The 24,097-nt window shown below is 62.9% G+C and carries 17 protein-coding genes; 13 read left to right on the forward strand and 4 right to left on the reverse strand.

Annotation, left to right across the window (positions count from 1 at the left end; all coding sequences use genetic code 11):
• Positions 1-106 precede the first annotated feature (106 nt).
• Both pbpC and HY30_RS01130 read right to left on the reverse strand, forming a co-directional pair.
• Complete coding sequence (pbpC, locus tag HY30_RS01125) at positions 107-2,164, reverse strand: penicillin-binding protein 1C (RefSeq protein WP_034736057.1); 2,058 nt, start codon at positions 2,162-2,164, stop codon at positions 107-109.
• 4 nt (positions 2,165-2,168) lie between these two features.
• A complete protein-coding gene (locus HY30_RS01130) occupies positions 2,169-7,142 on the reverse strand; it encodes an alpha-2-macroglobulin family protein (RefSeq protein WP_034736059.1) in 4,974 nt (1,657 codons plus the stop codon).
• Positions 7,143-7,312: 170 nt separating this feature from the next.
• On the opposite strand from HY30_RS01130, the gene HY30_RS01135 reads away from it, so the two are divergent.
• The 9 genes from HY30_RS01135 to HY30_RS18935 all read left to right on the forward strand — a co-directional run bounded on the left by HY30_RS01135 (position 7,313) and on the right by HY30_RS18935 (position 16,586).
• Positions 7,313-7,720 carry a YbaN family protein gene (locus HY30_RS01135; RefSeq protein WP_162176875.1) on the forward strand — a complete coding sequence of 136 codons (408 nt, stop codon included), beginning with the start codon at positions 7,313-7,315 and terminating at the stop codon, positions 7,718-7,720.
• Between the two features lie 3 nt (positions 7,721-7,723).
• On the forward strand, positions 7,724-8,497 hold the full coding sequence (locus tag HY30_RS01140; protein ID WP_034736061.1) for an SDR family NAD(P)-dependent oxidoreductase: 774 nt from the start codon (positions 7,724-7,726) through the stop codon (positions 8,495-8,497).
• Between the two features lie 164 nt (positions 8,498-8,661).
• Positions 8,662-9,237 (forward strand): type 1 glutamine amidotransferase domain-containing protein, encoded by a 576-nt coding sequence (locus HY30_RS01145; RefSeq protein WP_034736064.1) that lies wholly within the window; start codon positions 8,662-8,664, stop codon positions 9,235-9,237.
• Positions 9,238-9,341: 104 nt separating this feature from the next.
• Positions 9,342-10,550 (forward strand): BaiN/RdsA family NAD(P)/FAD-dependent oxidoreductase, encoded by a 1,209-nt coding sequence (locus HY30_RS01150; RefSeq protein ID WP_034736066.1) that lies wholly within the window; start codon positions 9,342-9,344, stop codon positions 10,548-10,550.
• Between the two features lie 56 nt (positions 10,551-10,606).
• The gene (locus tag HY30_RS01155; RefSeq protein WP_081811995.1) at positions 10,607-11,350 is read left to right on the forward strand and encodes a TVP38/TMEM64 family protein; all 744 of its coding nucleotides are present in this window, start codon (positions 10,607-10,609) and stop codon (positions 11,348-11,350) included.
• Between the two features lie 143 nt (positions 11,351-11,493).
• Entirely contained in the window at positions 11,494-13,026 is a 1,533-nt protein-coding gene (locus HY30_RS01160; RefSeq protein ID WP_034736068.1) for a 2-isopropylmalate synthase, read from the forward strand.
• Between the two features lie 65 nt (positions 13,027-13,091).
• The gene (locus tag HY30_RS01165) at positions 13,092-13,685 is read left to right on the forward strand and encodes an exopolysaccharide biosynthesis protein (protein WP_034736070.1); all 594 of its coding nucleotides are present in this window, start codon (positions 13,092-13,094) and stop codon (positions 13,683-13,685) included.
• A gap of 93 nt (positions 13,686-13,778) precedes the next feature.
• The gene (locus HY30_RS01170) at positions 13,779-14,918 is read left to right on the forward strand and encodes an OmpA family protein (protein WP_034736073.1); all 1,140 of its coding nucleotides are present in this window, start codon (positions 13,779-13,781) and stop codon (positions 14,916-14,918) included.
• A gap of 45 nt (positions 14,919-14,963) precedes the next feature.
• Positions 14,964-16,586: a hypothetical protein gene (locus tag HY30_RS18935; RefSeq protein ID WP_051614600.1), complete on the forward strand. Its 1,623-nt coding sequence runs from the start codon at positions 14,964-14,966 to the stop codon at positions 16,584-16,586.
• On the opposite strand, the gene HY30_RS01180 is transcribed toward HY30_RS18935, so the two are convergent.
• Positions 16,581-17,501 carry a mechanosensitive ion channel family protein gene (locus HY30_RS01180; RefSeq protein WP_241765607.1) on the reverse strand — a complete coding sequence of 307 codons (921 nt, stop codon included), beginning with the start codon at positions 17,499-17,501 and terminating at the stop codon, positions 16,581-16,583. The two genes, HY30_RS18935 and HY30_RS01180, sit on opposite strands and share 6 nt — an antisense overlap.
• A 256-nt stretch (positions 17,502-17,757) precedes the next feature.
• Here HY30_RS01180 and murB point away from each other — a divergent pair, with 256 nt between their 5' ends.
• Positions 17,758-18,702, forward strand: coding sequence for a UDP-N-acetylmuramate dehydrogenase (gene murB / locus HY30_RS01185; RefSeq protein ID WP_034736075.1), 945 nt, complete (start codon positions 17,758-17,760; stop codon positions 18,700-18,702).
• On the opposite strand, the gene HY30_RS01190 is transcribed toward murB, so the two are convergent.
• The gene (locus HY30_RS01190; RefSeq protein ID WP_081811997.1) at positions 18,699-20,756 is read right to left on the reverse strand and encodes a TonB-dependent receptor plug domain-containing protein; all 2,058 of its coding nucleotides are present in this window, start codon (positions 20,754-20,756) and stop codon (positions 18,699-18,701) included. The two genes, murB and HY30_RS01190, sit on opposite strands and share 4 nt — an antisense overlap.
• A gap of 242 nt (positions 20,757-20,998) precedes the next feature.
• On the opposite strand from HY30_RS01190, the gene HY30_RS01195 reads away from it, so the two are divergent.
• Genes HY30_RS01195 through ftsA form a run of 3 tightly spaced genes read left to right on the forward strand, consistent with a single transcriptional unit; the run spans position 20,999 to position 24,056 of the window.
• Positions 20,999-21,907 carry a D-alanine--D-alanine ligase gene (locus HY30_RS01195; protein WP_034736080.1) on the forward strand — a complete coding sequence of 303 codons (909 nt, stop codon included), beginning with the start codon at positions 20,999-21,001 and terminating at the stop codon, positions 21,905-21,907.
• The gene (locus HY30_RS18940; protein ID WP_051614604.1) at positions 21,895-22,764 is read left to right on the forward strand and encodes a cell division protein FtsQ/DivIB; all 870 of its coding nucleotides are present in this window, start codon (positions 21,895-21,897) and stop codon (positions 22,762-22,764) included. The genes HY30_RS01195 and HY30_RS18940 overlap by 13 nt, the downstream gene beginning before the upstream one ends.
• Complete coding sequence (ftsA, locus tag HY30_RS01205; RefSeq protein ID WP_034736082.1) at positions 22,764-24,056, forward strand: cell division protein FtsA; 1,293 nt, start codon at positions 22,764-22,766, stop codon at positions 24,054-24,056. The genes HY30_RS18940 and ftsA overlap by 1 nt, the downstream gene beginning before the upstream one ends.
• The last annotated feature ends 41 nt before the right edge of the window (positions 24,057-24,097 follow it).

Below are 24,097 nucleotides of genomic sequence, written 5' to 3' on the forward strand. Positions count from 1 at the left end.
ATATGGGATGCCCCCTGCCGTCGGAAAGACAGTAATCGCAGACTTAACGGATTTGTGTTGCCGCCGTGTTGTCGTGGCGTGTCAAAAATGGGGCAATGCCGTGTTTTTAGGCAGGCCCGGTTAACACCCTCACGCGCACACGGCTAGCGCGTCCTGCAGCGTCCACTGCAGTAACCGTGTAAAAGCCCTCCCGCGTGGGTGACCAGACCGGCGCACCGGCGTCGTCAATGTCGCAGGGGGCGCCATCGACATACCAGGAGAGCTGTCCCTCACCCCGACCGGCCAGCACAAACCCGCGTGCCTGCTTGCCATCCACTGTGCCGGCCCACAGTTCCGCTTCGCTCGGCGGGAACAGGATCTGCGGCGGAGCAGCGGCGGCAAAATCGCGGATAGCGCCCTTGGATTTCAGCTGCTTCTCGCTGGTCAGGCGCCCGCGTGCCTGCCCTGTGTCGCGCAGGTGATGCGCCGCGCGGTCAGCGATTTCGAACAGGATCGGCAGTGCCGCATCGCCGCCTGTCACGCCGGGCCGGGGGGCACCATCCGCGCGGCCCATCCAGACGACAATCGCCAGATCGCCTGCCACGCCGGCCGCCCATGCATCGCGGTAGCCATAGGATGTGCCCGTCTTGAAAGCGATCTGCGGCGCATTTTCGGTCAGACGGCCCGGCACGCGGCCCGCAGGTGTCGGTCCGTTTTGCAGGATGCGGATGATCTCGTCTGCGCTCGCCTCGCCGATCAGGCGCTGGCCCGGCTGGTCGTGAACGGCGGTTTCCTCATCGGCCCGCCAGACCAGCGGCTTGGCAATACCCTTGTCGCCGAGCGCAGAATAGAGAACAGCCAGCTCGCGCGCCGTCAGCCCCGCCCCGCCAAGCGCAATCGCAAGTCCGGCCTGATGGCTGGCGGACCCGGCAATGCGCGGGCTCGCACCGGCCAGCGAAAGCTGGGAGACAAAGCGGTCGGGTCCGACCTTGTCGAGCATCATGACGGCGGGCACGTTCAGCGAGTGCTGCAGGGCATCCGAGACGCGCACGTCGCCGCGAAACATGCGGTCGAAGTTTTCCGGCTGGTAGGCCGCAAAGCGGCGCGGCAGGTCCGAGATAAGGGTGTCGGGCGCAGCGGACCCGTCGTCAAAGGCCATGCCATAGATGAACGGCTTCAGCGTGGAGCCCGGCGAGCGCGCCTGCGCGGTGAGGTCGAGCCAGCCTCCCGGGCGCTCGCGTGACGCCGAGCCGGCAATCGCGCGCACGGCGCGTGTGGGAATGTGTATGACGAGCGCCGCAACCTGAACATCGGCGCCTGCGGCCTCAGCCTGCGTCAGCGCGATGCGCTCGACTTCCGCCTGCAGGCCCGCATCGAGTGTTGAGCGCACATCGCCGCGCGGCCCACTGGCGAGCGCCTTGGCCGTGCCATGCCAGGCACGGTCCGGGAAGTCACGCCGACGCCCCGGCACACCGGAGGCGGCCACATCCGCCACATCATCAGCCGAGAAGACACCATACATGGCGAGCTTCTTCGCCACCCAGTCGCGCGCTTTCGCAGCCTGTTCGGGGCGGCGATCGGGCCGGCGCGCTTCCGGCGACTGCGGCAAGGCAATCAGAAGTGCAATCTCGTCATCTGTCAGCCGGTCGGCCTCATGCCCGAAATAGCTCCAGCTGGCCGCGCGTACACCCTCTAGGTTGCCGCCATATGGGGTCAGCGTCAGGTAAAGCGCGAGGATTTCGTCCTTCGACAGGCGCCGTTCGATCTGGTGCGCGCGGACAATCTCGATCAGCTTCGAACCGATATTCCGCCTGCGCGGTTCAAGCATCCGCGCCGTCTGCATCGTAATCGTCGAGCCGCCGGACACGACCCTGCCCGACAGGGCAGAGTCCACCGCCGCCCGGACCATGCCGGTCCAGTCCGTGCCATGGTGCTGGCGGAAGCGCTTGTCCTCGACGCGGATCAGCGCCTCGATGAATTCCGGGTCGATCTTGTCGAGATCGCCATGGAAGCGCCAGCGACCGTCATTCGTCGGGAAGGCACGCAGGGGTTTCCCGGCCCGGTCTGTAACCAGGGCCGAGATCTCCCCTGCCCGCTCCAGAGGTGGCGGCAGCAGGGCATCCAGCGCGAAGGCCGCGCCGACCAGCAGGGCAAAACCGGCAAGAAGGCGCCTGCCTGGCCCCATCAGCCTACTTGCCTCCCGCCGTCGTTCCGGTGCCGCCGGTGATGGTCACGCGGCCGGGGGCCGAGCGGGCATAGACCGTGGGCCGGTACATGTCCTCGACGACAACACCCGGCATCGCAAAATCGCCCGGCGTCACCGCCCGCACGACATAGGCGACCGTCAGCGGCTCGCCATAGACGTCCAGCGCCGCGACATAACGGTCATCCTGCGCCTGTTGCGTCTGGGCATAGGCAATATCGCCGAGGAAGGCGAACGCCCCGGATGTTTCGCCTTCACGGCGGCCATCGGCCGGACGCAGCACGGTCTCGATCTCGAAGCCGGCTGGCAGCAAGTCTGCCACGATTACCGGGTTGAGCCTGTTTTCCTGAGGCGTGACCGAGACGCGCACGACCAGCTGGTCGCCCTGCTGGATGCGGGAGAGGTCAACCTTGCCACCGGTCATGGTGTAGAAGGTCTTGTCCGTCTTCAGCTTGGACGAGGCTGCAGGCGGGGCCTTTTCAGGGGCACCGGTGACCAGCACGGTGCGGAACATGGGCGCCTTGCCTTCCAGCTTGAACTTGACACCGGACGCGACCTGCTGCTCCGAGACAAGATATTGCCGTCCGTCATCCTTGCCGCGGCCGAGGCCCTCGACCATCAGGCGGAACGCATTCTCGCCCTTGTTGAAGTCGTTGACGGCCAGCAGCGTGAACGCCTTTTCCTGTGTGGTCATGGCATCGGCTTCCGGCACATCCTTGCCGAGACGTTCGGCGAGGCGGGCCACCAGCTCTGTCATGTCGGCTTCGCTGGCGAGCGCCATCACGCCGGCCAGGTCGCGCAGCGGCGTCTGGTAATAGTCGCCGGTGTTCTGGTAGCCGAGCGCTTTCTCGGCCGATTCAAAAGCCGAGGTTGCGCGGGACCGGTCGCCCATGAAGGCGAGACCGGCACCGATTTGAGCGCGGGCAAGCGGGCTGTCGATGTTCGACAATTCGCGGTCATGCAGGTAGCGCAGGCGGGAAATATCCGCCTCGCCAGCCTTGGCCAGGACATAGAGCGAATAGGCCGCCGAGCGGAACATCATCTGCTCGTTCGTGTCGTTGGAATAACGGCTCTCATAGACGTCCGTGTCATAGCCATAGACGCGCCATTGGTCGCCCGTCGAGATGGCGCGCAGGGCGCCATAGGCCCGGTCGAGCGACTCGTCCGGCACATTATATCCGGCGGCTTTTGCCCGATAGATAAAGTCCGTCGCATAGGCCCCAAGCCATGGTGACGCATAGCCATCGCCTTCGTGCCACAGGCCGAACGCACCTTCAGCACCCTGACGGTTCAGGATCGTGTTGACGGCGGTCTGCACGCGGTCACGCGCATTATCTCGCGCCCCCTTGGCCCCCATCGCGACCAGCTGTTCGGAATAGAGCAGCGGCATCGCACGGCTGACCGTCTGTTCGGTGCAGCCATAGGGATAGCGGTCGAGCGAGGCATAGAGCGTCGCCGGATCAACCGGAATGCTGGAGAAGCCAACCGTGACATCCGCCGAGCCCGGCACATAGCCAGCCAGCAGTTTCGGATCGAGCGAGTATTGTTGGCCCGGCTGCATGAGGGCGCTCGTCGAGCGCGTCTCCGGCAGGTAGGGCGAGCGGGTCTGGATGTCATAGGTGTGCTGGACGGAATACTTGTCCGGGCCGGTTACGGCGATGCGTACCTGCGAAATGCCTTCACTCTTGGCTTCCACACGGACAGGGGCGTCGGAACGCTTGCCCGTCTGCAAGGTGCGGGTGAGGCGGCTTTCGGCCACTTCAATCGGACCCGCACTGGAGATGTCAGCGGTAAACTCGCCCGCCGGCAGTTCGACATTGTCGATGCTGGCGGTGAGATAGGCTTCGTCACCGGGCGCCATGAAGCGCGGCAGGATAAGATCCGATGGCGCCGCGTCGCGGACAGTCATCTTCGTATCGCCCTGCCCCAAGCCGGTCTTCGACCAGGCCACGGCCATGATGCGCAGCTCGCCATTGAAGTCCGGTATGTCGAAGCGAACCTTGGCTTTGCCTGAGCGGCCAACCTCGACGAGTCCCGAGAAGAGCGCGACCGACTTGGTCGGCACAACGGTCAGGCCTTCGCCGCCAAGCTGGTCACCACCGGTGCGCACTTCGGCAGGCAAGCCCATGTTCGGATCGAGCAGGCGACCGTAATCGTCATACTGTTCCACGCCGAGCGCCTTCTGGCCGTAATAATAGGCAACCGGATCGGGGCTCTTGAACTTGGTGAGCTGGAGGATGCCTTCGTCAACGGCCGCAAGCGTCAGGTAGACAGGCTCACGCGGGCCACCGCCGAAATCGACCTCGATGACCTGCTCGCCGCGCGGACGGGCCACTTTCGGGGCATTCACGGTCAGCTTGAAGGTGCGCGCATCCATGTTCACGGGTACATGCGCCACGCCGACCGCGCGGCGGGGCTTGGCCTGCAGCACAGGGTCACGCTCGGTATAGACGTTGACCATGACATAGGCGCCTTCGCCCCATTCCTCGGTCACGGGCAGGGACACGCGTGTGCCGCCAGCCGTCACGTTGAGGTTCTGGACCGAGAGGACGCGGTCTGTCGCAACCACGATCTGCGCCTGTCCGTCATAGGGCGGGATGATGGTGATCTCGGCTGTCTGACCAGGCGTCGGCGAGCGTTCCGGTCCCATGACACGGACGCGGTCCGGCGCTTCGACGCCATCGTCGGAGACCCGGCCACCCCAGCCGACATAGAAGTCATCGCTGGCAGCTGCGCCGACATTGACGCCTTCGGCTTCGACCACGAGTTCATGGCTTCCCCATTCGAGGCCGCTGACCTTGATCTCAGCAGTGCCGCCAGTGGGTGTCGAGACAACACCTTCATTCACCTTGGTGACGGTGCGCGACCGGCGCCAGCGCCACTCGTCGCCATCGCGATACCAGTCATAATGATAGTCGATCGCCAGCATTTTCCAGGCAAGGCGCTGGGCCACCGCCGCGCCATCGGAATTGACAGCGACGACCTGATAGACCGTGTCACCGCCCTCTTCGACGGAGTCATCGAAACCGGGTTTGAGACCAATATAAAGGCTTTCCGGGCGGTACGGGATGCGGACGCTGTCGGTCACGGCGCGGCCACCGGGCTCCAGAACGCTGACAACCGTGTTGATCCGCAGCGGACGGCCCGCATTGCTGCCGGCATTGCCGGGCGCAACCCGCACGATAGCGGCACCTGCCCCGTCCGTAGTCTGGTCGGGCAGTTCGAGGATACGCTCTTCAAAGGTCGCATCGTAACGACCGAAGGCAAAGCCATCAAAGGCGGGGAATGGATTAGGCTGTGGCTCAAGCCGTGCTTCGGCCTTCACCGTCAGGCCTGCACCGGGTGCGCCATAGAGGAAGCGGGAAGCGACGCTGATTTCGCGTGTGCCGCCGAGCTTCATTGCCGTCCTGTCATCGGCCTTCAGGTCAACCGCGATCCGCTGGGGAACGAAGTCTTCCACCGCGAAGGTTGCCGCGCCGGAGGTTTCGGCCAGGCCATCAATCTCGATGGCTGCGCGCCACTGGCCGCGCGAGGCGCCCTTGGGCAGTTCGAAACTGTCGAGAACAGCGCCGGAATCAGGCGCATCGAAGCGAACCTTTTCGGCGACCAGCCCGTTCGGGCGATAGATCACGAGATGACCGGCCCGCTTCTCGACCTGCCGTCCGGCGCGGTCGCGCAGCAGGGCCGAAATCTGAACCGTCTCTCCGGGGCGGTAGATGCCACGCTCGGTATAGACATAGGCGTCAACGATACCAGGCGTGCGGCGTCCCCCGGCCACATGCTCGGACAGGTCGACCGGCGCACGCGTCAGGTCCAGCGCTGCCAGTTCGCCCTTGGCGCTGTAGGCAAGGATCATCTTCGGAGCGAGATTGCCGGCGCCATTGATCAGCGGCCCGTCAAAGGCGACACGGCCCTGCTCGTTGGAGCGCGTCTCGGCGAGGATCTCATTGTTCATCGCCACAAGCTGGACGGTCGTGTCCGGCACGGGCTTGCCGTCCTGCAGCGAGCGCAGCGTGACATCGAGGCCGTTCTCGCCCTGATAGGCGGTGATCGCCAGGTCGGTCAGCATGATCCAGCGACTGGACGAGGCTGGCGGGCCTTCCTGCGGGTCGAGCTTGGCGGCATCCTCAATGCGCACATAGTAAGCGCCGGGCTCCATCGTGCCGATCACGTCCTGCAACGGGAAGACCGAGATCACCGGCGCATTCTGTTCGGCCGTAATCTCCATTGTCCCGGACCAAAGCTCGGTTTCGACTTCGCTCGGGCTGTCTTCGCCCCAGGAATAGGAATAACGGCCCTGCGCCGTGGTTTCGCCTTGCGTGATGCTCTTGAAGGCGAGCGCACGGTCATTGATGCGTGAAACCTTGATGGTCACCTTGTTCACATTGACGGTCTCGATCGGCAGGCCGTCAGCATCCTCGCGCGGCAGGATCACGCCCGCGCCCTTGAAACCGACATAAGGCGGCCGGTCGGCAAAATCGATCGGCACGGTCTCTTCCCGCTTTAGCGTGCGCCCGTCAGCGGCAGGCAGGCCGGACAGGATGGTTGCCGTGCGGCTTGTGCCGAAGGTCAGGCCGCCAATGCAAAGCTCGCGTCCTTCGACGCTGAGCGCAGGCCGGAAGGCCGGGCGGAATTCGACATAGGGCGAATAGTCGGCCTTGGGGTCGAGCGCGGCCGAGAAGACCAGACAGGCGAGCGGCTGCTCACCCGAGGTGTCGATACGGTAGCGGAAATAGGAAAATTCCTGCTCCTGCGCAGCGAGGGCCTTCTGGCGGCGCTGTTCCCGCTGGCGCGCGGCAACCTGGTCCTTGGGCGAGCGCTGGACGACTTCTCCGGCCATGCTGGCATCATCTGCCGGCTTGTCCTTGCCGCCGCCTCCGCACGCCGCAACCAGACCGAAGAGCAAAGCCGCGATGACGGCCCTGTACTTGCCTTGAGTGCCCGTTCCGAACTGCGCCATGAACCTCTCCTGCATTTTCTGTTGGTATCCATACACCGCTTGGGCACGGCGCCAACAGGGCGCGATTGGGTCAATTCAAAGGAATATTGCGATATTGTCAGACAGCTGCCCCGACAGCGCAATCTTTATCCGCCTTGCCAGCCGCCCCATTGCGCCCGATGTATGCCAGCATGTGGGCCTGGCGCATCCTTGGAATATTCGCTTTCGCGCTGGGGGCGATCGGCGTGGTGCTGCCCGTCATGCCCACGACCATTTTCTGGATCGTCGCGGCCTTCGCCTTTGTCAGGTCCGACCCGCGCTGGGCCGCGTGGATCTATGCCCGTCCCGGCATCGGTCCTCATATCCAGACCTTCGTTGAGACCGGCCGGATCGGCATGCGTAGCAAGGCTGCGGCACTGGCCGGCATGGCGCTTGCCGCCGCCGGCACGGTCTTTCTCTTCTGGAACCATCCGTGGCCCATGGCGGGCAGCCTCGGCTTTCTCGCCATCGGCGCCGCCTTCGTTATCAGCCGCAAGGCCCCGCTGGCCGCCGCGCCACAACCGCTTCAAGAAACAGAAATAGAAAAACAGGGAGAATAAGTCATGGATCTCGGTCTGAAGGACAAGGTCATCTTCGTCGCCGGCGCCAGCCGGGGCATCGGTCTCGGCATTGTCGAGGCCTGCCTGGCTGAAGGCGCGAAAGTCGCCATTGCCGCGCGCGGCGCCGAAGCGCTGGAAGAACAGCGTGCCCGGCTCGCGGCGCAATATGGCGAAGACAAGCTCTGGGCCCGCGCCGGTGACCTGCGCGATTCAAAGACCATCGATTCCATGATCGACGCCATCGAGACTGAGTTCGGCCCGCTCTGGGGCGCCGTCGCCAATGTCGGGCTTCACCCCTGCCCTCCCGGATTTGAAGTCGATGACGAGACCTGGGATGGCGGCATCAGCCAGAACCTCGACTCCGCCTTCAAGCTCGCGCGCTCGGCCCTGCGCCGCATGACCCCGCGCGAGGAAGGCTCGGTCCTCATGATCACGTCCATCGCCGGCCTCGGCGCGCTGGGCACACCCGTAACCTACGGCACGTCGAAAGCCGCCATGAACCATCTCGCCAAGGAACTCGCCCGTGTGGCCGGGCCATCGGGCGTGCGCGTCAACGCGATTGCGCCGGGCAATATCATCTTTCCGGGCGGTGACTGGGAGACCCGCTCAGAAGGCGAACGCGGGGATTCCTGGAAGAAATGGATTCGCCGCGAAGTGCCGCTGCGCCGTTTCGGCAAGCCGGACGAAATCGGATCGGCCGCAGCCTACCTGCTCAGCCCGCTGGCGAGTTTCGTCACGGGGGCTGTCCTGCCGGTCGATGGCGGGCAAACGAAATAAAGTCCGCCTGCGTTCATTCTGGACATTACCCAGGCGTAACAGTTTCACCTGCAACCATTACAGGTTCCAGGCATTGATTAGGCACAGGGATATTCCTGAAGCGGCGCAGGCCTCTCGCGTGGCCTGCTGACGCACCAGAACACTAGAAGCAAGGAGACATACTTATGACTCAACGCGCTCAAGGACGAAAACTCGCTATCCTCGCTGCAGACGGATTTGAACAGATCGAGCTGACCTCACCCAAGGAAGCCATCGAAAATGCCGGCGGCGAGACAACAATCGTTTCGCTCAAGCACGGCACGATCCAGGCGAACAAGCACCGTGAACACGGCGATACATTCAAGGTCGACATGACGCTGGACGATGCAAAGGCCGAAGACTTCGACGCCCTGCTCATTCCAGGCGGACTGTTCAGCCCGGATACGCTGCGCACCAACCAGAAAGCCAAGGATTTCACCTCGGCCTTCTTCAGGCAGATGAAGCCCGTCTTCGCGATCTGCCATGGTCCGCAACTGCTTATCTCGGCCAACCTCGTGAACGGTCGTGAGATGACTGGCTTCCCGGCCATCCAGCAGGACCTGAAAAATGCAGGCGCCCGCGTGCTCGACCAGTCTGTGGTCGTCGACTCCGGCCTCGTGACCTCACGTTCGCCAGAGGACCTCGGAGATTTCAACGCCAAGATCGTTGAAGAAATCTGCGAAGGCAAACATGCCGAACAGCGCCAGTCCGTCACCGCATAAGACAGACGGCGTCGCTCCAGAGGGAGTGAAATGTGCAGAACCGCCAAGCGCGCTCCTTCGGGAGCGCGCTTTTCTTTTGCGACCCGCTGCTGCATAGGCCAGCAATGCCGGTCGTACCCCCCTCCCCTTATGATGCCATCATACTCGGCGCAGGCGCGGCCGGCCTCTTCTGCGCCGGACGCATGGGACAGGCAGGTCTGAAAGTCATCGTGCTCGACCATGCCGCGAAGCCTGCCGAAAAGGTTCGTATCTCCGGCGGGGGTCGCTGCAATTTCACCAATATCCATACGGCAGCAGACCGGTTCATTTCGCAGAACCCGCATTTCGCCAAGTCGGCCCTCGCGCGCTACACGCCCACCGACTTTATCTACCTTCTCGCACGCCACGGCATCACCTGGCATGAGAAGACGCTCGGGCAACTCTTTTGCGACCAGAAATCCGGCGCCATCATCAAGATGCTGCTGGACGAGATGGAAGCGGCCAGCGGCGAGTTGCGCCTCAGCACGGAGATAAGGTGCGTTACCCATGCCGATGGCCTGTTCACGGTGGACACATCGGGCGGCGTGCTGACAGCGCCGAAGCTCGTTGTCGCCACAGGCGGCCTCTCCATCCCGAAAATGGGCGCGACGGGCCTCGCCTATGATATCGCACGCCAGTTCGGACATGACATCATTCCGACGCGTCCCGCGCTTGTGCCCTTCATCTTTACCGGCGCGGACCAGGAAGACTTCGCCTCAATTTCGGGTGTTGCCTGCGATGTCCGCGCGCAAGCAGGCGGTGCCAGCTTTGACGAGGCCATGCTGTTCACCCATCGCGGTCTGTCGGGGCCGGCGATCCTTCAAGTCTCTTCCTATTGGGCGCCCGGCGAGCCGGTGACGCTGTCCCTCCTCCCCGGCACCGACATCGCGGAAGTGCTTAAGGCTGCCAAGCGCGACCGGCCGATGCAGACGCTAGCCTCCGCGCTGGAGACGCTTTTTTCCAAGCGGCTGGCAGGAATGGTCCAAGAACGGTCCGGGAATACCCACGCTTTGCGCCTGGCTGACACATCCCACGCCACTTTGGAGGCCCTTGCGGGGGCGCTGAAGGACTGGAAAGTGCGCCCCGCGGGCACAGAAGGCTGGCGCACGGCCGAGGTAACGGCCGGTGGGATAGATACGTCCGGCCTCTCCTCCCGAAGCATGGAAAGCCGGCATCTTGTCGGACTCTATTTCATCGGCGAATGCGTCGACGTGACAGGCTGGCTCGGCGGCTACAATTTCCAATGGGCCTGGGCGAGCGCTGCAGCGGCTGCAGAGGACGCAGCTGCCGGTTGAGCGCAGTGCAACGCGCCGCTTGACGCACGCCGGGACTGGTTCCATTCGATGCCCCCATGAGTGAGATGGACAAGACCGCCAGCCAGCCAGCCCGCAGGACATTGCTCCTCGGTGGCGCCCTGCTGGTCGGTGTGATCATCCTCTTCGCCCTCGGCAAGCTTGGCATCATGCCAAGCGAGAAGGCCCTCAACACCTGGATGGAAACCGTCGCCGGCAGCCCGTGGGGCCTGCCTACAATCATTCTGGTTTTCTGTGTGGCGGCCTTTCTGGGCGTACCCCAATTCGCATTGATTGCTGCAGCTGTTGCCGTATTCGGCCCTTGGCTCGGCTTTGCCTATGCGTGGATTGCCAACATGTTTTCCGGCTCTCTGGCCTTCTGGCTTGGCCGTCTGGCGGGCGAGCAGATGTTCCGTCGCTATGCGGGCGCGACGGCCAATCGGCTGTCGACTTTTGTCGGCCGGAATGCCTTTGCCACCAGCGCGCTGATCCGCAATGTCCCGACGGGGCCAGCTGTCATGGTGAACATGGCGTTCGGCGTCAGCTCGGCGAAATACAGTAACTTTGCGCTGGGCATGGCGCTGGGTATCCTACCTAAAATCGCGCTGATCGCCTTTGCCGGACAGAGCCTCTTCGCCGCCATGAAGGGCAATCCGGGCCTTGCCATCCTCGCGGCCTTCATCGCCGCCGCGATCTATGCCGCCATCGCCCTCTATGCCCGCACGCGCATGGGTCCGAAGGGGCAATCTGTCCCTTTGATCCGAGACAACCCGGTTGACACGGGGCCGAAACAAGATGATTAAACCAGTCATGTGCAAGATTTTGCCCCTTTGCCTCCTGCTTACCGGCCCCTGGCCGGAGCCGACCGCCTAAGTAACAGGCAGTTGCGCGGCCAGGGGAATGCTTCCAGCCCCCCTTTTTCTCATTAAGCAGAGCCGCAAACATCATGACTGCCAATCCACATATCCGTATTTTCGACACCACTTTGCGTGACGGCGAGCAATCGCCCGGCGCCTCAATGACCCATACAGAAAAGCTCGAACTGGCGAGCCTGATGGAAGACATGGGCGTCGATGTCATCGAAGCCGGTTTCCCCGCCGCGTCCGACGGTGATTTCGCCGCTGTCAGCGCCATCGCTGCCCAGTCCAAGAGCGCGATCATCTGCGGCCTCGCCCGCTCCACGCCCAGCGACATCGAACGCTGCGCCGAAGCGGTAAAGAAGGCCGCGCGCCCACGCATCCACACATTCATCTCCACCAGCCCCGTGCACATGAAGCACAAGCTGAAAATGGGACCGAATGCCGTGCTCGAAGCCGTCGGCCGTTCCGTCGCCCAGGCGCGCAACCATACCGATGATGTCGAATGGAGCGCTGAAGACGCGACCCGCACCGATTTCGACTTCCTGTGCAAATGTATCGACGTTGCCATCGCATCAGGCGCCACGACGATCAACGTGCCCGATACGGTCGGCTATTCGCACCCCGATGAGTACGGCGCCCTCTTCCGCCGCCTGATCGAGAACGTGCCGAATTCCGACAAGGCCATCTGGTCGGCCCACTGCCACAATGACCTCGGCCTCGCCGTCGCGAACTCCATCTCGGCTGTCGCCAATGGTGCCCGCCAGATCGAATGCGCCATAAACGGCCTCGGCGAACGCGCCGGCAATGCCGCGCTGGAAGAAGTCGTCATGGCGATGAAGGTCCGTGAGGATACGCTGCCCTTCTCGACCGGCATCAATCCTATCTACCTGTCGCGCGCCTCCGCGATGGTCAGCCGCATCACCGGCTTCCCTGTGCAGTACAACAAGGCCATCGTCGGCAAGAACGCCTTCGCGCATGAAAGCGGCATCCACCAGGACGGCATGCTGAAAAATGCCGAGACCTACGAGATCATGAAGCCGGAAGATGTCGGCGTCGCGAAAACGTCGCTGGTCATGGGCAAGCACTCCGGCCGCCACGCCTTCCGCGACAAGCTGGAAAGCATGGGCTATTTCCTCGAAGGCGACGCCCTGAACGACGCGTTCAAGCGCTTCAAGACGCTGGCCGACAAGAAGAAGCATGTGTTCGATGATGACATCGCCGTACTCGTTGACGACCAGCTGGCCGCCGAGGGCGAGCGCATCGTGTTCAAGCGCCTGCGCGTCGTCTGTGGCACCGATGGCCCGCAAACGGCCGAGATCGACCTGACAGTTGAAGGCGAAGAAAAATATGCCATCGCGCGAGGCAACGGCCCCGTGGATGCCGTGTTCAATGCCATCCGGCAGATCGTGCCGCATGACAGCGTGCTGGATCTCTACCAGGTCCACGCCGTTACCGGCGGCACCGATGCGCAGGCGACCGTTTCGGTGCGCCTGAACGGCGAAGGCATCATGGCAACCGGGCGCTCATCCGACCCGGACACGCTCGTCGCGAGCGCCAAGGCCTATCTCCACGCGGTGAACAAGCTCGAAGCCCGCAAGGCCAAGCGCAAGGCCGCCTAGGGAACCATCCCACCCCTGACGCGATTCCTATGTGCAGACACATCGGATCGCGTTAGGAAGCGGGCATGGCCAAGGTCAACAACCTGGAATCGCTCCTTGCGAGCCTCACCGAGCAAACGGCTGGCGACGACGTCAGCGTGCGCGACATGCTGAACGCAGTCGGCAGGCGGTCCTATGGGCCGATCCTGCTGCTGCTGGGCTTCATTGCGATCTCACCTTTGACGATCATTCCAGGTACAAGCTGGTTGGTCGCGCTGGTCATCCTGCTGATTGCCGGCCAGATAGTGCTGGGACGCGCGTTCCCGTGGGTGCCGAAGCGCATTCTCGACTTCTCGTTTCCCCGCTCTGCGCTTGTGACGGGCGTGGATAATGCGCGCCAATATGCCCGGCCCGTGGACAAGGTGCTGAAACCACGTCTCGCCTTCCTGTCGCGACCGCCCTTCATCAGCCTTTCGGCGCTCGTCTGCATTGCGGCCGCGCTGGTGATGTTCCCGCTCGGCCTGGTGCCATTCGGGCCCGTTTTGCCGAGCCTCACAGTGCTCCTCTTCGGATTGGGCCTGACCGCTCGGGACGGCTTTTTGCTGATCGCGGCCGCAGCAGGCCAGGCCGGGGCGATCTATCTCCTGATGCGCGTGTGGTCCGCCCTGCCGTTCGGCTGAGCAGCACGAATTCCCGTATCAGGACACTCGGCTTGCACCGCTTTGCCGCACACTGTTACATGGCACAGCGCAGAATGCGCCGGGATCGGGATAATGGCCACTTTCAGCCTTTTGGAAAAGCGAACCGCGTCGCGACGCGTCCGCTACCGGTCTGCCCGGCGCCTGCCTTTCATGCCTTATGGTTTCGTCCCCGCCTTCGGTCTGCTTGTGCTCCTGTGGATCGGCATGGGTCCCTTCGCGAAATACGTCATTGAACAATCGGTCGTCCGCTCGACCGAGCAGGTGCTCGCCGCGAATGACGCAGGATGGGCAACGGCTGTGGTGTCGGGACAGCAGGTCTGGCTGGAAGGCCAACCTGCAACGCCTATGGAAGGCGAACAACTCGTTTCACTGGTGCGTGCGGCACGCATGCCCGCCCTGTTTGGCGACGAGCGGCCCGTGACCCGCGTGCGCGCACGCTATGGCGCGCCCATTCCCTCGACAAACCCGACCCGCAAGCCCGAATGGACCTTCAGGGTGTCGGAAGGCATCCTGAAACTCGAAGGCACCGTGCCAGATGAAGTAACCCGCAGCTCACTCGCTGCCGCCGCCGAAGGCCTTGTCGATGGACAGCACATCACACGCGTTGATGATTTGCTGACGGTCACGCACGTTGCCGATAATCCGGCCTATACCGAAGTCGCCCTCAAAGTCATTGCTGCGGTTGGCCAGTGCGACCGGGGCGTGGCGACCTTCCTCAATGAAGAATTTTCCCTCCGCTGCGAGTTGCCGAATGACGGCGTGGCCCGCATTCAACAGCTCGTCGCCCAGCCCCTGCCCGTCGGGCGTCTGGGCAATGTCGACATCCTGCCGAATGAAGCCGTCGCAACGTGCGACAGCTCGCTGGCGGACCTGCTGGCCACAACTCATATCGAATTTGCGCTTGCCAGCGCCACGATTGACCCGTCGAGCAATGACCTGCTGCAGTCTGTGGCCAATGCGGCAGCCAACTGCCCCGGAACCCTGCGCATCGAAGGCCACACCGACAGCATGGGGAGCGCGAATGCAAATGAGCTGCTCGGCGACGCCCGCGCCGAGGCTGTTCGCGAAGCCCTGATCGAGCGGGGCATCCCTGCTGACCGCCTTATCGCAGAGGGCTTTGGTGCGCGCCGCCCCATTGACGACAACAGCACGGCCGAAGGCCGCGCCCATAACCGCCGGATCGAAATTCGCGTCGTCCGTGCATCTGATTGACCCAAGCGGCCCGATCGGGCCTTCTGGAATCCCGAGTTCAAAATCATGTTCTTTCTTCTTGCCCAGATATTCCCTCTCCTGCTCCTGGCCGCCGTGCTGGGGGCTGTGCTTGCCTATTGGTGGCTGAAGAACCGGCAGATGGACATCACGGAGTCCTATGAGCTGATTACCGAGCGCCTGGCCGCGATCGAGGCACGCCCCGAGCCTGCCGCCCGCGAGGACTATGAAGCCGGTATGGCGCTGATCTCCTCTGCCGTGCGCTCACTCCGGATGCCGGACATGGAGCCGGTCAATCAGCGGCTCGCCGCGCTCGAAGCTTCCGTCTCGGGCTTCACCGTACCGGAAACCGATCTCGCGCCACTTCATGGCAAGTTTGATGGGGTGGATGCGACCCTCTCGGGCATTGCCTCGCGCCTTGCGGACATCGAAGGCCGCATGACCGCACAAGACCAGCGCCTTGCCGCTCTGGACGAGCGACTGTCCGGATTGGGAACACGCATTGCAGACGTTGATCCGCGTTTCGCGAAACTGGATGAACGCCTGACCGCGCTAGACACGGCTGTTGCCTCCATTGCAAATGCCGTCGGCGAGCTGCGCAATACCGACCTTCAGCCGGTCGAAGCCCGCTTCGGCAAGATCGAGGAAACGCTGTCAGCATTCAAGATTCCCGAAGTCGATCTCGGCCCGCTTCACAGCGGACTGGCGCGCCTCGACCTGACAATTGCCGGCCTTGATCGCCCTGCGACCGACCTTGGGCCGGTCCAGACTCGCCTCTCGGAGTTTGAAAGCCGCCTGACGCAGCTCGGCGAACGGCTCGAAGCGGCCCAGAAGCGCGACATGGACAAATTGTCTGCAGACATCACGGCCGTGGCGTCCGGCGTATCAGGCATCGAGATGCCGGACATGGGCGCCGTCTACCAGCGCCTCGTCAGCGTCGAACATGCCATTGCGACATTTACCATCCCCGAGCCAAATCTTGCGCCGATGTATGAGCGCCTCGCCGCACTTGAGGAAACAGTATCGGCCATCCGTACCGCAATGCCGCGTACACCTGACTTCGCCCCGGTTGAGCGCCGGATCGCCAGCCTGCAGGAAGCCTTCCTCACCCAGACACCAACCGACTTCACGCCTGTGCTGGATGCTGTTCAGGCCATCGAGGGCAATCTCGACCTTGAAGCCATGGAGAACCGGCTTAACGCCATTGAGTATGGGCTTGCAGCCATCCACCACACACTCCGGTCGCGACCTGAACCGGCCGCCCCCAAAACAGAGCGCGCTTCAAGAACGCGGACAGCGCCCGCTGCCATCGCGCCTTCACCCGCCGTTTCCGCAACACCGGTTGCGCCCCCTCCCCCACCGCCCCGCGACCTCGACCCGATCAACGACGCACGCCGCGAGGATGATGAGGCCAACCTGCTCGTCGAGGCCGCCTTCGGGGATGCCGACGATCTCGAGCGCATCAATGGCGTCGGCCCCATGCTGTGCGAACTGCTGCATGAAGTCGGCGTGTTCTATTTCTGGCAGGTGGCCGAATGGAGCCCGCAGGACGTCGAGTGGGTCGACGGAAAGCTGCAGCACTTCAAGGGACGCATTACACGCGACAGATGGGTCGATCAGGCCCGCGACCTGGCCATGCTGCCGGATTCAGCCCGCCGCCCTGGCTCATAGGTCGTTGCGCGGATCCTTGCCGGTCATCAGTCCTGCGTCCGAAAACTGTGCCTCGGCCCGCACGCGCGGCAGCGCCTCTGGATATTCCTTCTGCAGCCAGTCGATCATTTCCTCACGGATATAGCAGCGCAGGTCCCAGGCTTGCGGTGAATTGCGCGCACTGGCGAGCGCACGGATGGTGAGCGTGGCATTGTCCTTGGTCTCGGACACTTGCAGGTTCACGACATCGCCATCCCAGAGCGTCGTGGACTTGCAGATCTCGGTCAGCTTCTCGCGCATTTCCTTCACGGGCGCGCGATAGTCGACATACCAGAACACGCTGCCGATGATGGAGGCCGACTGGCGCGTCCAGTTCTGGAAGGGCTTCTCGATGAAATAGGATACGGGCACGACGAGCCGGCGCCAGTCCCATATCTTGATGACGACATAGAACAGGCCGATCTCCTCAATCCAGCCCCACTCGCCTTCGACCACGACCGCATCCTTGATGCGGATCGGCTGCGTAAACGCGATTTGCAAACCGGCAATGAGGTTGCTGAGCACGGGCCGTGCTGCCAGACCGATCGCCAGGCCGGCAATGCCCGCTGATGCAAACAGGCTGACACCGAATTGCCTGACGCCTGGGATAACGGTCAGCGCTGCCGCCACTGAAACGATTGCGCCAATGACCACCCAGACGCGCCGCGTGACGTCCAGCCGGGTCGCCAGCTTGCGCGCCGTCAGGTCATCCGGCTGGTCCATTTTCAGCATGGACAGGCGGCGTTTTATCAGTGCATCGACCGTGGTCGTAACCGCCCAGCCAATGGCGCCGACGATGAAAACGCTGGAGAGCACGGACAGCGCACTGACGACGACAGGCGGCAGGGCAATGTCTGACGGCAGGAAATGTGGGCCTGCGCCGCACGCGATCGCCAACAGCGCAAACACCACCGGCGGCCGGAAGCGTTTAATCCATCGGGTCCTATGCTTGAATGTCTCTCGTGGTGCGATCTGGCTAGCCTTCTCTGTCTTCGACCTACGGTTACGGTCCCAATCCGGTTCCAATAGGTCAAGAGGCTCAGGCCAATTGCGCTGCCATGACAGGGTTTCGGCGCAATCGCGCCCAAGCCTTGGGCAAAACACCGCCACCATCCGCTTGACAGGCGGCCGAGTTCCGGCGACGCCAGCGGCCGTGAAGAGCGCCGTTTCCCTCCCCCCCGTTCGTGGCAAGCTGATCGCGCAGGCGAGCCTTGCCCCTTACACTTGGTTCCGCGTCGGTGGCCCCGCAGACTGGCTGTTCCTGCCGGCGGACGCCGATGACCTCGCTGATTTCCTGACGCAGTTGGACCCCGTCATACCCGTCACCGTTCTGGGGGTTGGCTCGAATGTGATCGTGCGCGATGGCGGCATTGAAGGCGTGGTCGTGCGCCTGATGGGCAAGGCCTGGGGCAAGGTCGAGGCCGAGGACGGTATCTCGCTTTCAGCAGGCGCTGGCGCCCTTGACCTGTCCGTCGCGAAGACAGCCGCCGAAAACGGCATCAAGGGCCTGGAATTCCTGTCCGGCATTCCGGGGTCGCTGGGCGGCGCCACGCGCACCAATGCGGGCTGCTATGGCAAGGAGCTGCGCGATGTGCTGGTCAGCCTGCAAGGCATCAGGCGCGATGGCACTCGTGTGATCTATCGCGGCCCGGCCCGACCGGGCGCGCTGCCCGAGGCCCATTTCTCCTATCGCCATACCGACCTGCCGGACGACCTGATTGTCACCCGTCTGCTTCTTGAGGGCAATGATACCGGCGCCCCGGCGGATATTCTGGCCGACATTGAAGCCCTGCAGAAACGCCGGTCGGAAACCCAGCCGATCCGGGAAAAGACCTCCGGCTCGACCTTCGCCAATCCTGATCCGCCAGGCACGCCGAACCAGCGTTCGGCCTGGAAACTGATCGACGCTGCAGGCTGCCGCGGCCTTCGCGTCGGCGGCGCGCAGGTCTCCGAGCTGCACTGCAACTTCCTGATCAATACAGGAGACGCGACGGCTGCCGATCTCGAAACGCTCGGCGAGACCGTTCGCGCCCGCGTGCTGGATCACAGTGGTGTCCAGCTGCGCTGGGAAGTGCGCCGCATCGGGCGGCCTGCCTAGAAGGTGCCTTTAAGCTTGAAGGACACGATTGGCCCGAAGTCCCGCGAGCGCGCTTCGCGGGTTACGAGTGTGCCAAGCCGGTTGGGCGCATAGGTTTCGCGCCAACGCCAGTCATGCTGGTTCAGGATATTGCCGAGCGTCAGCGTGCCCGTCATGCCAAGCAGGTCCTTGTTTTCGACATAGACATAGGAAAAGGCGGGCTGGTTGCCCTGGTGGGTCACTTCATCAAGACGATAGACCTCATTCTCATTATAGGATTCGAGAAACAGTCCCACAGCCCAGTCCGTCTGCGGAATATCACGCCGCAGTTCAGTATTGAGATAGTAGACATTGTCGCCGTTGATCGGCCGGTCCATGCCGGTCAGTGGGTCAGCAACACGGGAGTCGCGCCATTCGCCGTGAAAGGTCAGCTGCGTCCCCGTCAGGCCCAGCTTCGCAAATTTCACGGTCGCATCCAGATCGGCACCCACCCGCCAGGCTGAATCGAGGTTGCCCGGCCCATCGCCGGTGCCAATCGGCACACGGTCAACAATGTCTTCGATATCAGCTCCGAACACTGTCAGTGTCGCAGCACCCCAATCCCTGAAATCCTTTTCGGCAGACAGGCTGGCCTTCCATGACTGCTCGGGAACAATCTCCGAATTGCCTTGGTTGCCGTTGCCCTGATTGAGGTTCACCGACGAAATAAAGTCGAAGAAATCGAGTTGGCCCACTTCCCGGTCAAGCCGCGTGACGAGCTTCAGGGAGGGATCGACCTGCCAGGAGAGGCTGGCAAAGCCCTTGGGACGTGTGAATGTGCGGACGTTCTCTGCATCGCCTGTCTGGGAGAGTTCCGACATTTCAGCACCGAGCGAGACCTGGAGGCTGACACTTTTCGACAGGGCGCGCCCATGCGTAACCGTCAGCTCACCGCGCTGCTCTTCCACACGAGAGTTTGCATTGGAGAGGAATATCTCAGTCAGCGGCCCGCCGCCCTCCGACTCGAATAATTGCGATTGGGCCTCCAGGAAATTGAATGCGCCTTCGAGTGATATCTGCCAGTCACGGCCTGGCGCCGGCACCCAAGCGTATTCCCCACGCAGTATATATTCGCCTTCATAGACTGTCTGATTGAAGAGGGAGTCGAACGCGTCGCTCCCATCCAGATTTCCGCCGCGCACCCGGTCTGTCATCGGGCTTTCCTCGCGGCGTGCCAGCGTTATCGCCTTCAGCCGCCCCGGCCCCAGATCGAAGGCATAGTCTGCGCCAAGTTCCACCGTCTTCTCGTCTTCAGAGCCCTGGTAGAGGCGCCGCCCTTCAAGGCCATCGACGGGAAACAGCTTCGAGATCTCCTTGTCGTCCGGTTCGTAGATGCCGACCTTTGCGCTCAGGTTCGCGATGCTGCCCCCAACCGGCTTCCAGGCCAGCGATCCGGCGAGGGAGGCATACTCGGCCGCGTGGGTATAATCTTCCTTGCGGGTCTCTATCAGCATGCCTGCCCCGTCAGTTATGCGTTCAGGCCCGGCATCCGCACCGCGCTCCGGTGAGCTTTCTGCTTCCATCGTCCAGCTGAGCGGCCCCTTCCCGCCTGACAGGCTGAGCGCCATGTCATTATAGGTGGGCGGCAGGTTTTCCCGCACCCGGCCCTTCCAGTGCCACGTCCCGGACACACCGCCCGTATCCCGCGTGATCACATTGACGACCTGGCCCGACAGGCCGGGAATCCCCAGCGCCGTTCCGTCGAGCAATTCGACGCGCGCGACATTGGCAATCGCGATCCGCCCGAGCGTGGACTCCGCTCCGTTCGACTTGCCGGAAACGCGCTGTCCGTTGATGAGGATATTCCCCGTCGCCTGGCCAAAGCCACGCGATCCGTCATCATCATCGTTGATCGAGAAGCCTGGAATCCGCTCGACCATCTCCAGCGCCGTTCGCGGAGCAAATTGGGCGAAACTGTCGGGCGTATAGACTGTAGGTGTCTCGCCCGTGTTCGCCTCCACCTCCTCGGCGGCAATTGCATGGGGCGCCACCACAGCGAGAAACATGGTTACGCAGAACGGGACATGGTGTTTCATTGGTGTGTGTCCCTCGGATTTTTTGGCGACTGAAAGATCACTGTGCCGGGCATCGCCGCGTATCGTGATTCGATAATGAATGACTACATATGTAGTCTATTCTTGGCAATCCCCTCCCGGTGACTTTTTCGTAACTTGCACCAGAGCATGATCCGATTTCGCCTGACTCGTGCCGCTTTCGTGCGGCATAGGCGGTGGCAAGCGGCAGAAAACCCGCACTTAATTTGCAAGAAGGACAGGCCATGAAGCGCGTTGCAGTCATTTACGGGGGCTGGTCCTCCGAACGTGAAGTCTCTCTCTCCTCTGGCGGACAGATGGCCAAGGCAGCACGTGCGGCGGGATATGATGTCGTCGAGATTGATGCCGGGCGCGATCTGGCTGCACAGCTCAGCGAAGCAGAACCCGATGTCGTGCTGAACGGCCTCCATGGCCCCTGGGGCGAGGATGGCTGCGTGCAGGGCCTGCTTGAAGTCATGGGCCTGCCCTATTCCCATTCCGGGGTACTGGCCTCGGCCCTGGCCATGGACAAGCTGAAATCCAAGGCGGTCTACCGCGAAGCGGGCCTGCCAATCGCCGCCGACAAGCGTGTCACCCGCGTAGAGGCCGCCGCAAGCCACCCGCTAAAGCCCCCTTATGTGGTCAAACCGGTCGCGGAAGGGTCCAGCTTTGGCGTGCTGATCGTGCGCGAAGGGGCCAATTCGCCGCCGCAGGAATTGCTGGGCTCCAGCTGGCATTATGGCGACAATCTCATGGCCGAGGAATTCATTCCCGGCCGCGAACTGACGGTGGGTGTGCTGGGCGACCGGGCCCTCGCTGTCACCGAGATCACGACCTTAAGGGACTATTACGATTTTGATGCGAAATATCAGGCTGGAGGATCGCAGCATGTGATCCCGGCAAACCTGCCTGCTCACGTGACCGAAGCCGCGATGGACGCAGCTCTCAGGGCACATCAGGCGCTTGGTTGCCGGGGAGCCACGCGGTCCGATTTTCGCTATGATGACAAGAGAGACCGCCTCGTGATCCTGGAAACAAATACGCAGCCCGGCATGACGCCCACCTCGCTTGTCCCCGAACAGGCCGCTTTCGTTGGCATGTCCTTCGAAGCGCTTGTCGCATGGATGATCGAGGATGCTTCATGCCAAAGGTAAGCCGTAACCAGTCTGTCCCCTCCCGTTCGCGCCGCCGCCCTGCCACCATCGTCGATGAGACGACGGGCGAGGAAATCCGTGTCTCGTCGATCCTGTTCGGCCTGGTCATGTTGATCGCCATCATTGTGGCCACGGCGGCATGGATGGGCGGATCGCTGTCACAGATCGAAACGCGTTTTGGTGGCTTCATGGATGATACGGCCCGAATGGCTGGCGTGTCGGTCAATGACGTCTCCGTGCTGGGCCTTGAGCAGAACCCTGCACTGGCCGACGATGTGCGCGCCGCTGCCATGATCGAGCCCGGCGAGAACATGTTCCGCGCCGACCCGAAACTGATCCGCCACCGCGTCGAAGCTACCCGCAAGGTGCTGAACGTGCGTGTCCATCGCCTGTGGCCCGGCCAGATCGTCATTATTGCGGACGCTGCAGAGCCCGTTGCCCTCTGGCACGATGGCAAGGAGTGGACCGTCGTTGACGGCCTTGGCCGCATCCTGCCGGACGCTAATGCCGATGACCACAAGACGCTCGTGCGCCTGGCTGGCCGTGGTGCGCCGCTGGCCGCCCCCGCCCTCGTCAAAGCGCTCAAGGATGCGCCGGACGTTGCCGCACGCCTCGCCATTGCTACGCGCGTTGCCGATCGTCGCTGGGATGTGCGCCTTGTGAATGGCGCCACGGTTCGCCTGCCGGAAGACACCGGCCTGGAAAGCGCCCTCGCCCGCCTGACCAAACTGCAAACGCGCACTGCCCTGTTGCAGCGCCCGGTCACCATGATCGACCTGCGCAACAAGGGCCGCGTTTACCTGTCCCCCGCGCTTGAAGGCGGCGCAATCAAAGTTGCAGAGGCAGCCCGTTCCTGATGGCAAATGTACAATCCAGACGCATCGCCATGAATGGCTCCCGCAGCGGCACAGTGGCTGCGCTGGACATTGGCTGCTCCAAGATCACCTGCCTGATCGGCCGCAATGATGGCAGTGGCCCGCGCCGTTTCCAGATTCTTGGCGGCGGCCGCCAGCAGTCGCGCGGCTTCAACGGCGGCGCCATTACAGACATGGAAGGCCTCGAGCGCTCCATCCGCCTCGCTGTCGAAGATGCAGAGCGCGAAGCCGGCGAGCAGATCAGTGAAGTCATCCTTGGCATCACGGGCCCGAAACTCGCCTGCACGCTGGTGACAGCCGCCATCGAGATTGGCGGACGCTCCATCACGCACAAGGAAATCAAGCGCCTGCAAGCGCTCGCCCTTTCCAAAGCGCCCTCCAAGGGCGTCGATGTTCTGGCCGCATGGCCTGTCGCCTATCGCGTCGACCAGCAGGAAGGCGTGCGCCAGCCCGCCGGCATGTATGCCGAACAGCTGGGTATCCTGCTCTCTGTCGTTACGGCCCCTCGCCCGATTATCAAGAACCTCGTCGAATGTGTCGGCCGCGCCCATCTTGGCGTCTCTGCGCTCGTCCCCTCTTCCATCGCGAGCGGCGCAGGCACGCTCATCGATGACGAGATCGAGAATGGCGCCATCTGTATCGATATGGGTGCCGGCGTTACGGCAGTCTCGGTCTATCTCAACGGCTCACCCGCCTGGCTCGGGCTGGTGCCCACGGGCGGCACACATGTCACCAGCGATATCGCGCAAGGCATCGGCACGACATTCGCGGCCGCCGAGCGGCTCAAGTCTGTCTACGGTACGGCCAATCTTGAAGGCCCGGGCCTCGCAGAACGCATCGAAGCGCCGCGCCTTGGCGATGATGGCCGCTTGCAGGGCATGCGCATGGAAAAAGGTGCGATTGCCGAAATCATCGCTCCACGCATCGAAGAGACTTTCGAGCTGGTGCAGAAAACGCTCAATGCCAGCGGTGTGCGCTCCGTGCTCCCCCGCCGTATTGTTCTGACCGGTGGCGCAAGCCAGCTATCGGGCGTGCGCGACGTGGCCTCTCGCATCCTCAATGCACCTGTCCGGCTCGGCCGCCCGACAATCGCCGAATTTCTGGGCGAAACACTGGGAACGCCTGCTTTTTCCACAGCCTCGGGTCTGCTACTGTATTCGGAGTTGGGATTCGTGGACGCAGCTGGGGCAGGCGTCGCAGTGAAGGAATATGGAGCCGAAACGGGCAGCGGAGCAGTGAACAAGGCATTCCATTGGCTGAAAGAAAATTTCTGACGCCTTTTGTCTTCACTTAACTGTCTTTTAGCCGTGAGGGG

The sequence above is a fragment of the Hyphomonas chukchiensis genome, assembly GCF_000682695.1.
In the GTDB taxonomy this organism is placed as follows: Bacteria; Pseudomonadota; Alphaproteobacteria; order Caulobacterales; family Hyphomonadaceae; genus Hyphomonas; species Hyphomonas chukchiensis.

Excerpts from the sequence above, each read along its gene's own strand:
- pbpC (WP_034736057.1), bottom strand. The coding sequence starts at position 2,164 with ATGGGGCCAGGCAGGCGCCTTCTTGCCGGTTTTGCCCTGCTGGTCGGC.
- HY30_RS01130 (WP_034736059.1), bottom strand. The coding sequence starts at position 7,142 with ATGGCGCAGTTCGGAACGGGCACTCAAGGCAAGTACAGGGCCGTCATC.
- HY30_RS01135 (WP_162176875.1), top strand. The coding sequence starts at position 7,313 with ATGTGGGCCTGGCGCATCCTTGGAATATTCGCTTTCGCGCTGGGGGCG.
- HY30_RS01140 (WP_034736061.1), top strand. The coding sequence starts at position 7,724 with ATGGATCTCGGTCTGAAGGACAAGGTCATCTTCGTCGCCGGCGCCAGC.
- HY30_RS01145 (WP_034736064.1), top strand. The coding sequence starts at position 8,662 with ATGACTCAACGCGCTCAAGGACGAAAACTCGCTATCCTCGCTGCAGAC.
- HY30_RS01150 (WP_034736066.1), top strand. The coding sequence starts at position 9,342 with ATGCCGGTCGTACCCCCCTCCCCTTATGATGCCATCATACTCGGCGCA.
- HY30_RS01155 (WP_081811995.1), top strand. The coding sequence starts at position 10,607 with ATGAGTGAGATGGACAAGACCGCCAGCCAGCCAGCCCGCAGGACATTG.
- HY30_RS01160 (WP_034736068.1), top strand. The coding sequence starts at position 11,494 with ATGACTGCCAATCCACATATCCGTATTTTCGACACCACTTTGCGTGAC.
- HY30_RS01165 (WP_034736070.1), top strand. The coding sequence starts at position 13,092 with ATGGCCAAGGTCAACAACCTGGAATCGCTCCTTGCGAGCCTCACCGAG.
- HY30_RS01170 (WP_034736073.1), top strand. The coding sequence starts at position 13,779 with ATGGCCACTTTCAGCCTTTTGGAAAAGCGAACCGCGTCGCGACGCGTC.
- HY30_RS18935 (WP_051614600.1), top strand. The coding sequence starts at position 14,964 with ATGTTCTTTCTTCTTGCCCAGATATTCCCTCTCCTGCTCCTGGCCGCC.
- HY30_RS01190 (WP_081811997.1), bottom strand. The coding sequence starts at position 20,756 with ATGAAACACCATGTCCCGTTCTGCGTAACCATGTTTCTCGCTGTGGTG.
- HY30_RS01195 (WP_034736080.1), top strand. The coding sequence starts at position 20,999 with ATGAAGCGCGTTGCAGTCATTTACGGGGGCTGGTCCTCCGAACGTGAA.
- HY30_RS18940 (WP_051614604.1), top strand. The coding sequence starts at position 21,895 with ATGCCAAAGGTAAGCCGTAACCAGTCTGTCCCCTCCCGTTCGCGCCGC.
- ftsA (WP_034736082.1), top strand. The coding sequence starts at position 22,764 with ATGGCAAATGTACAATCCAGACGCATCGCCATGAATGGCTCCCGCAGC.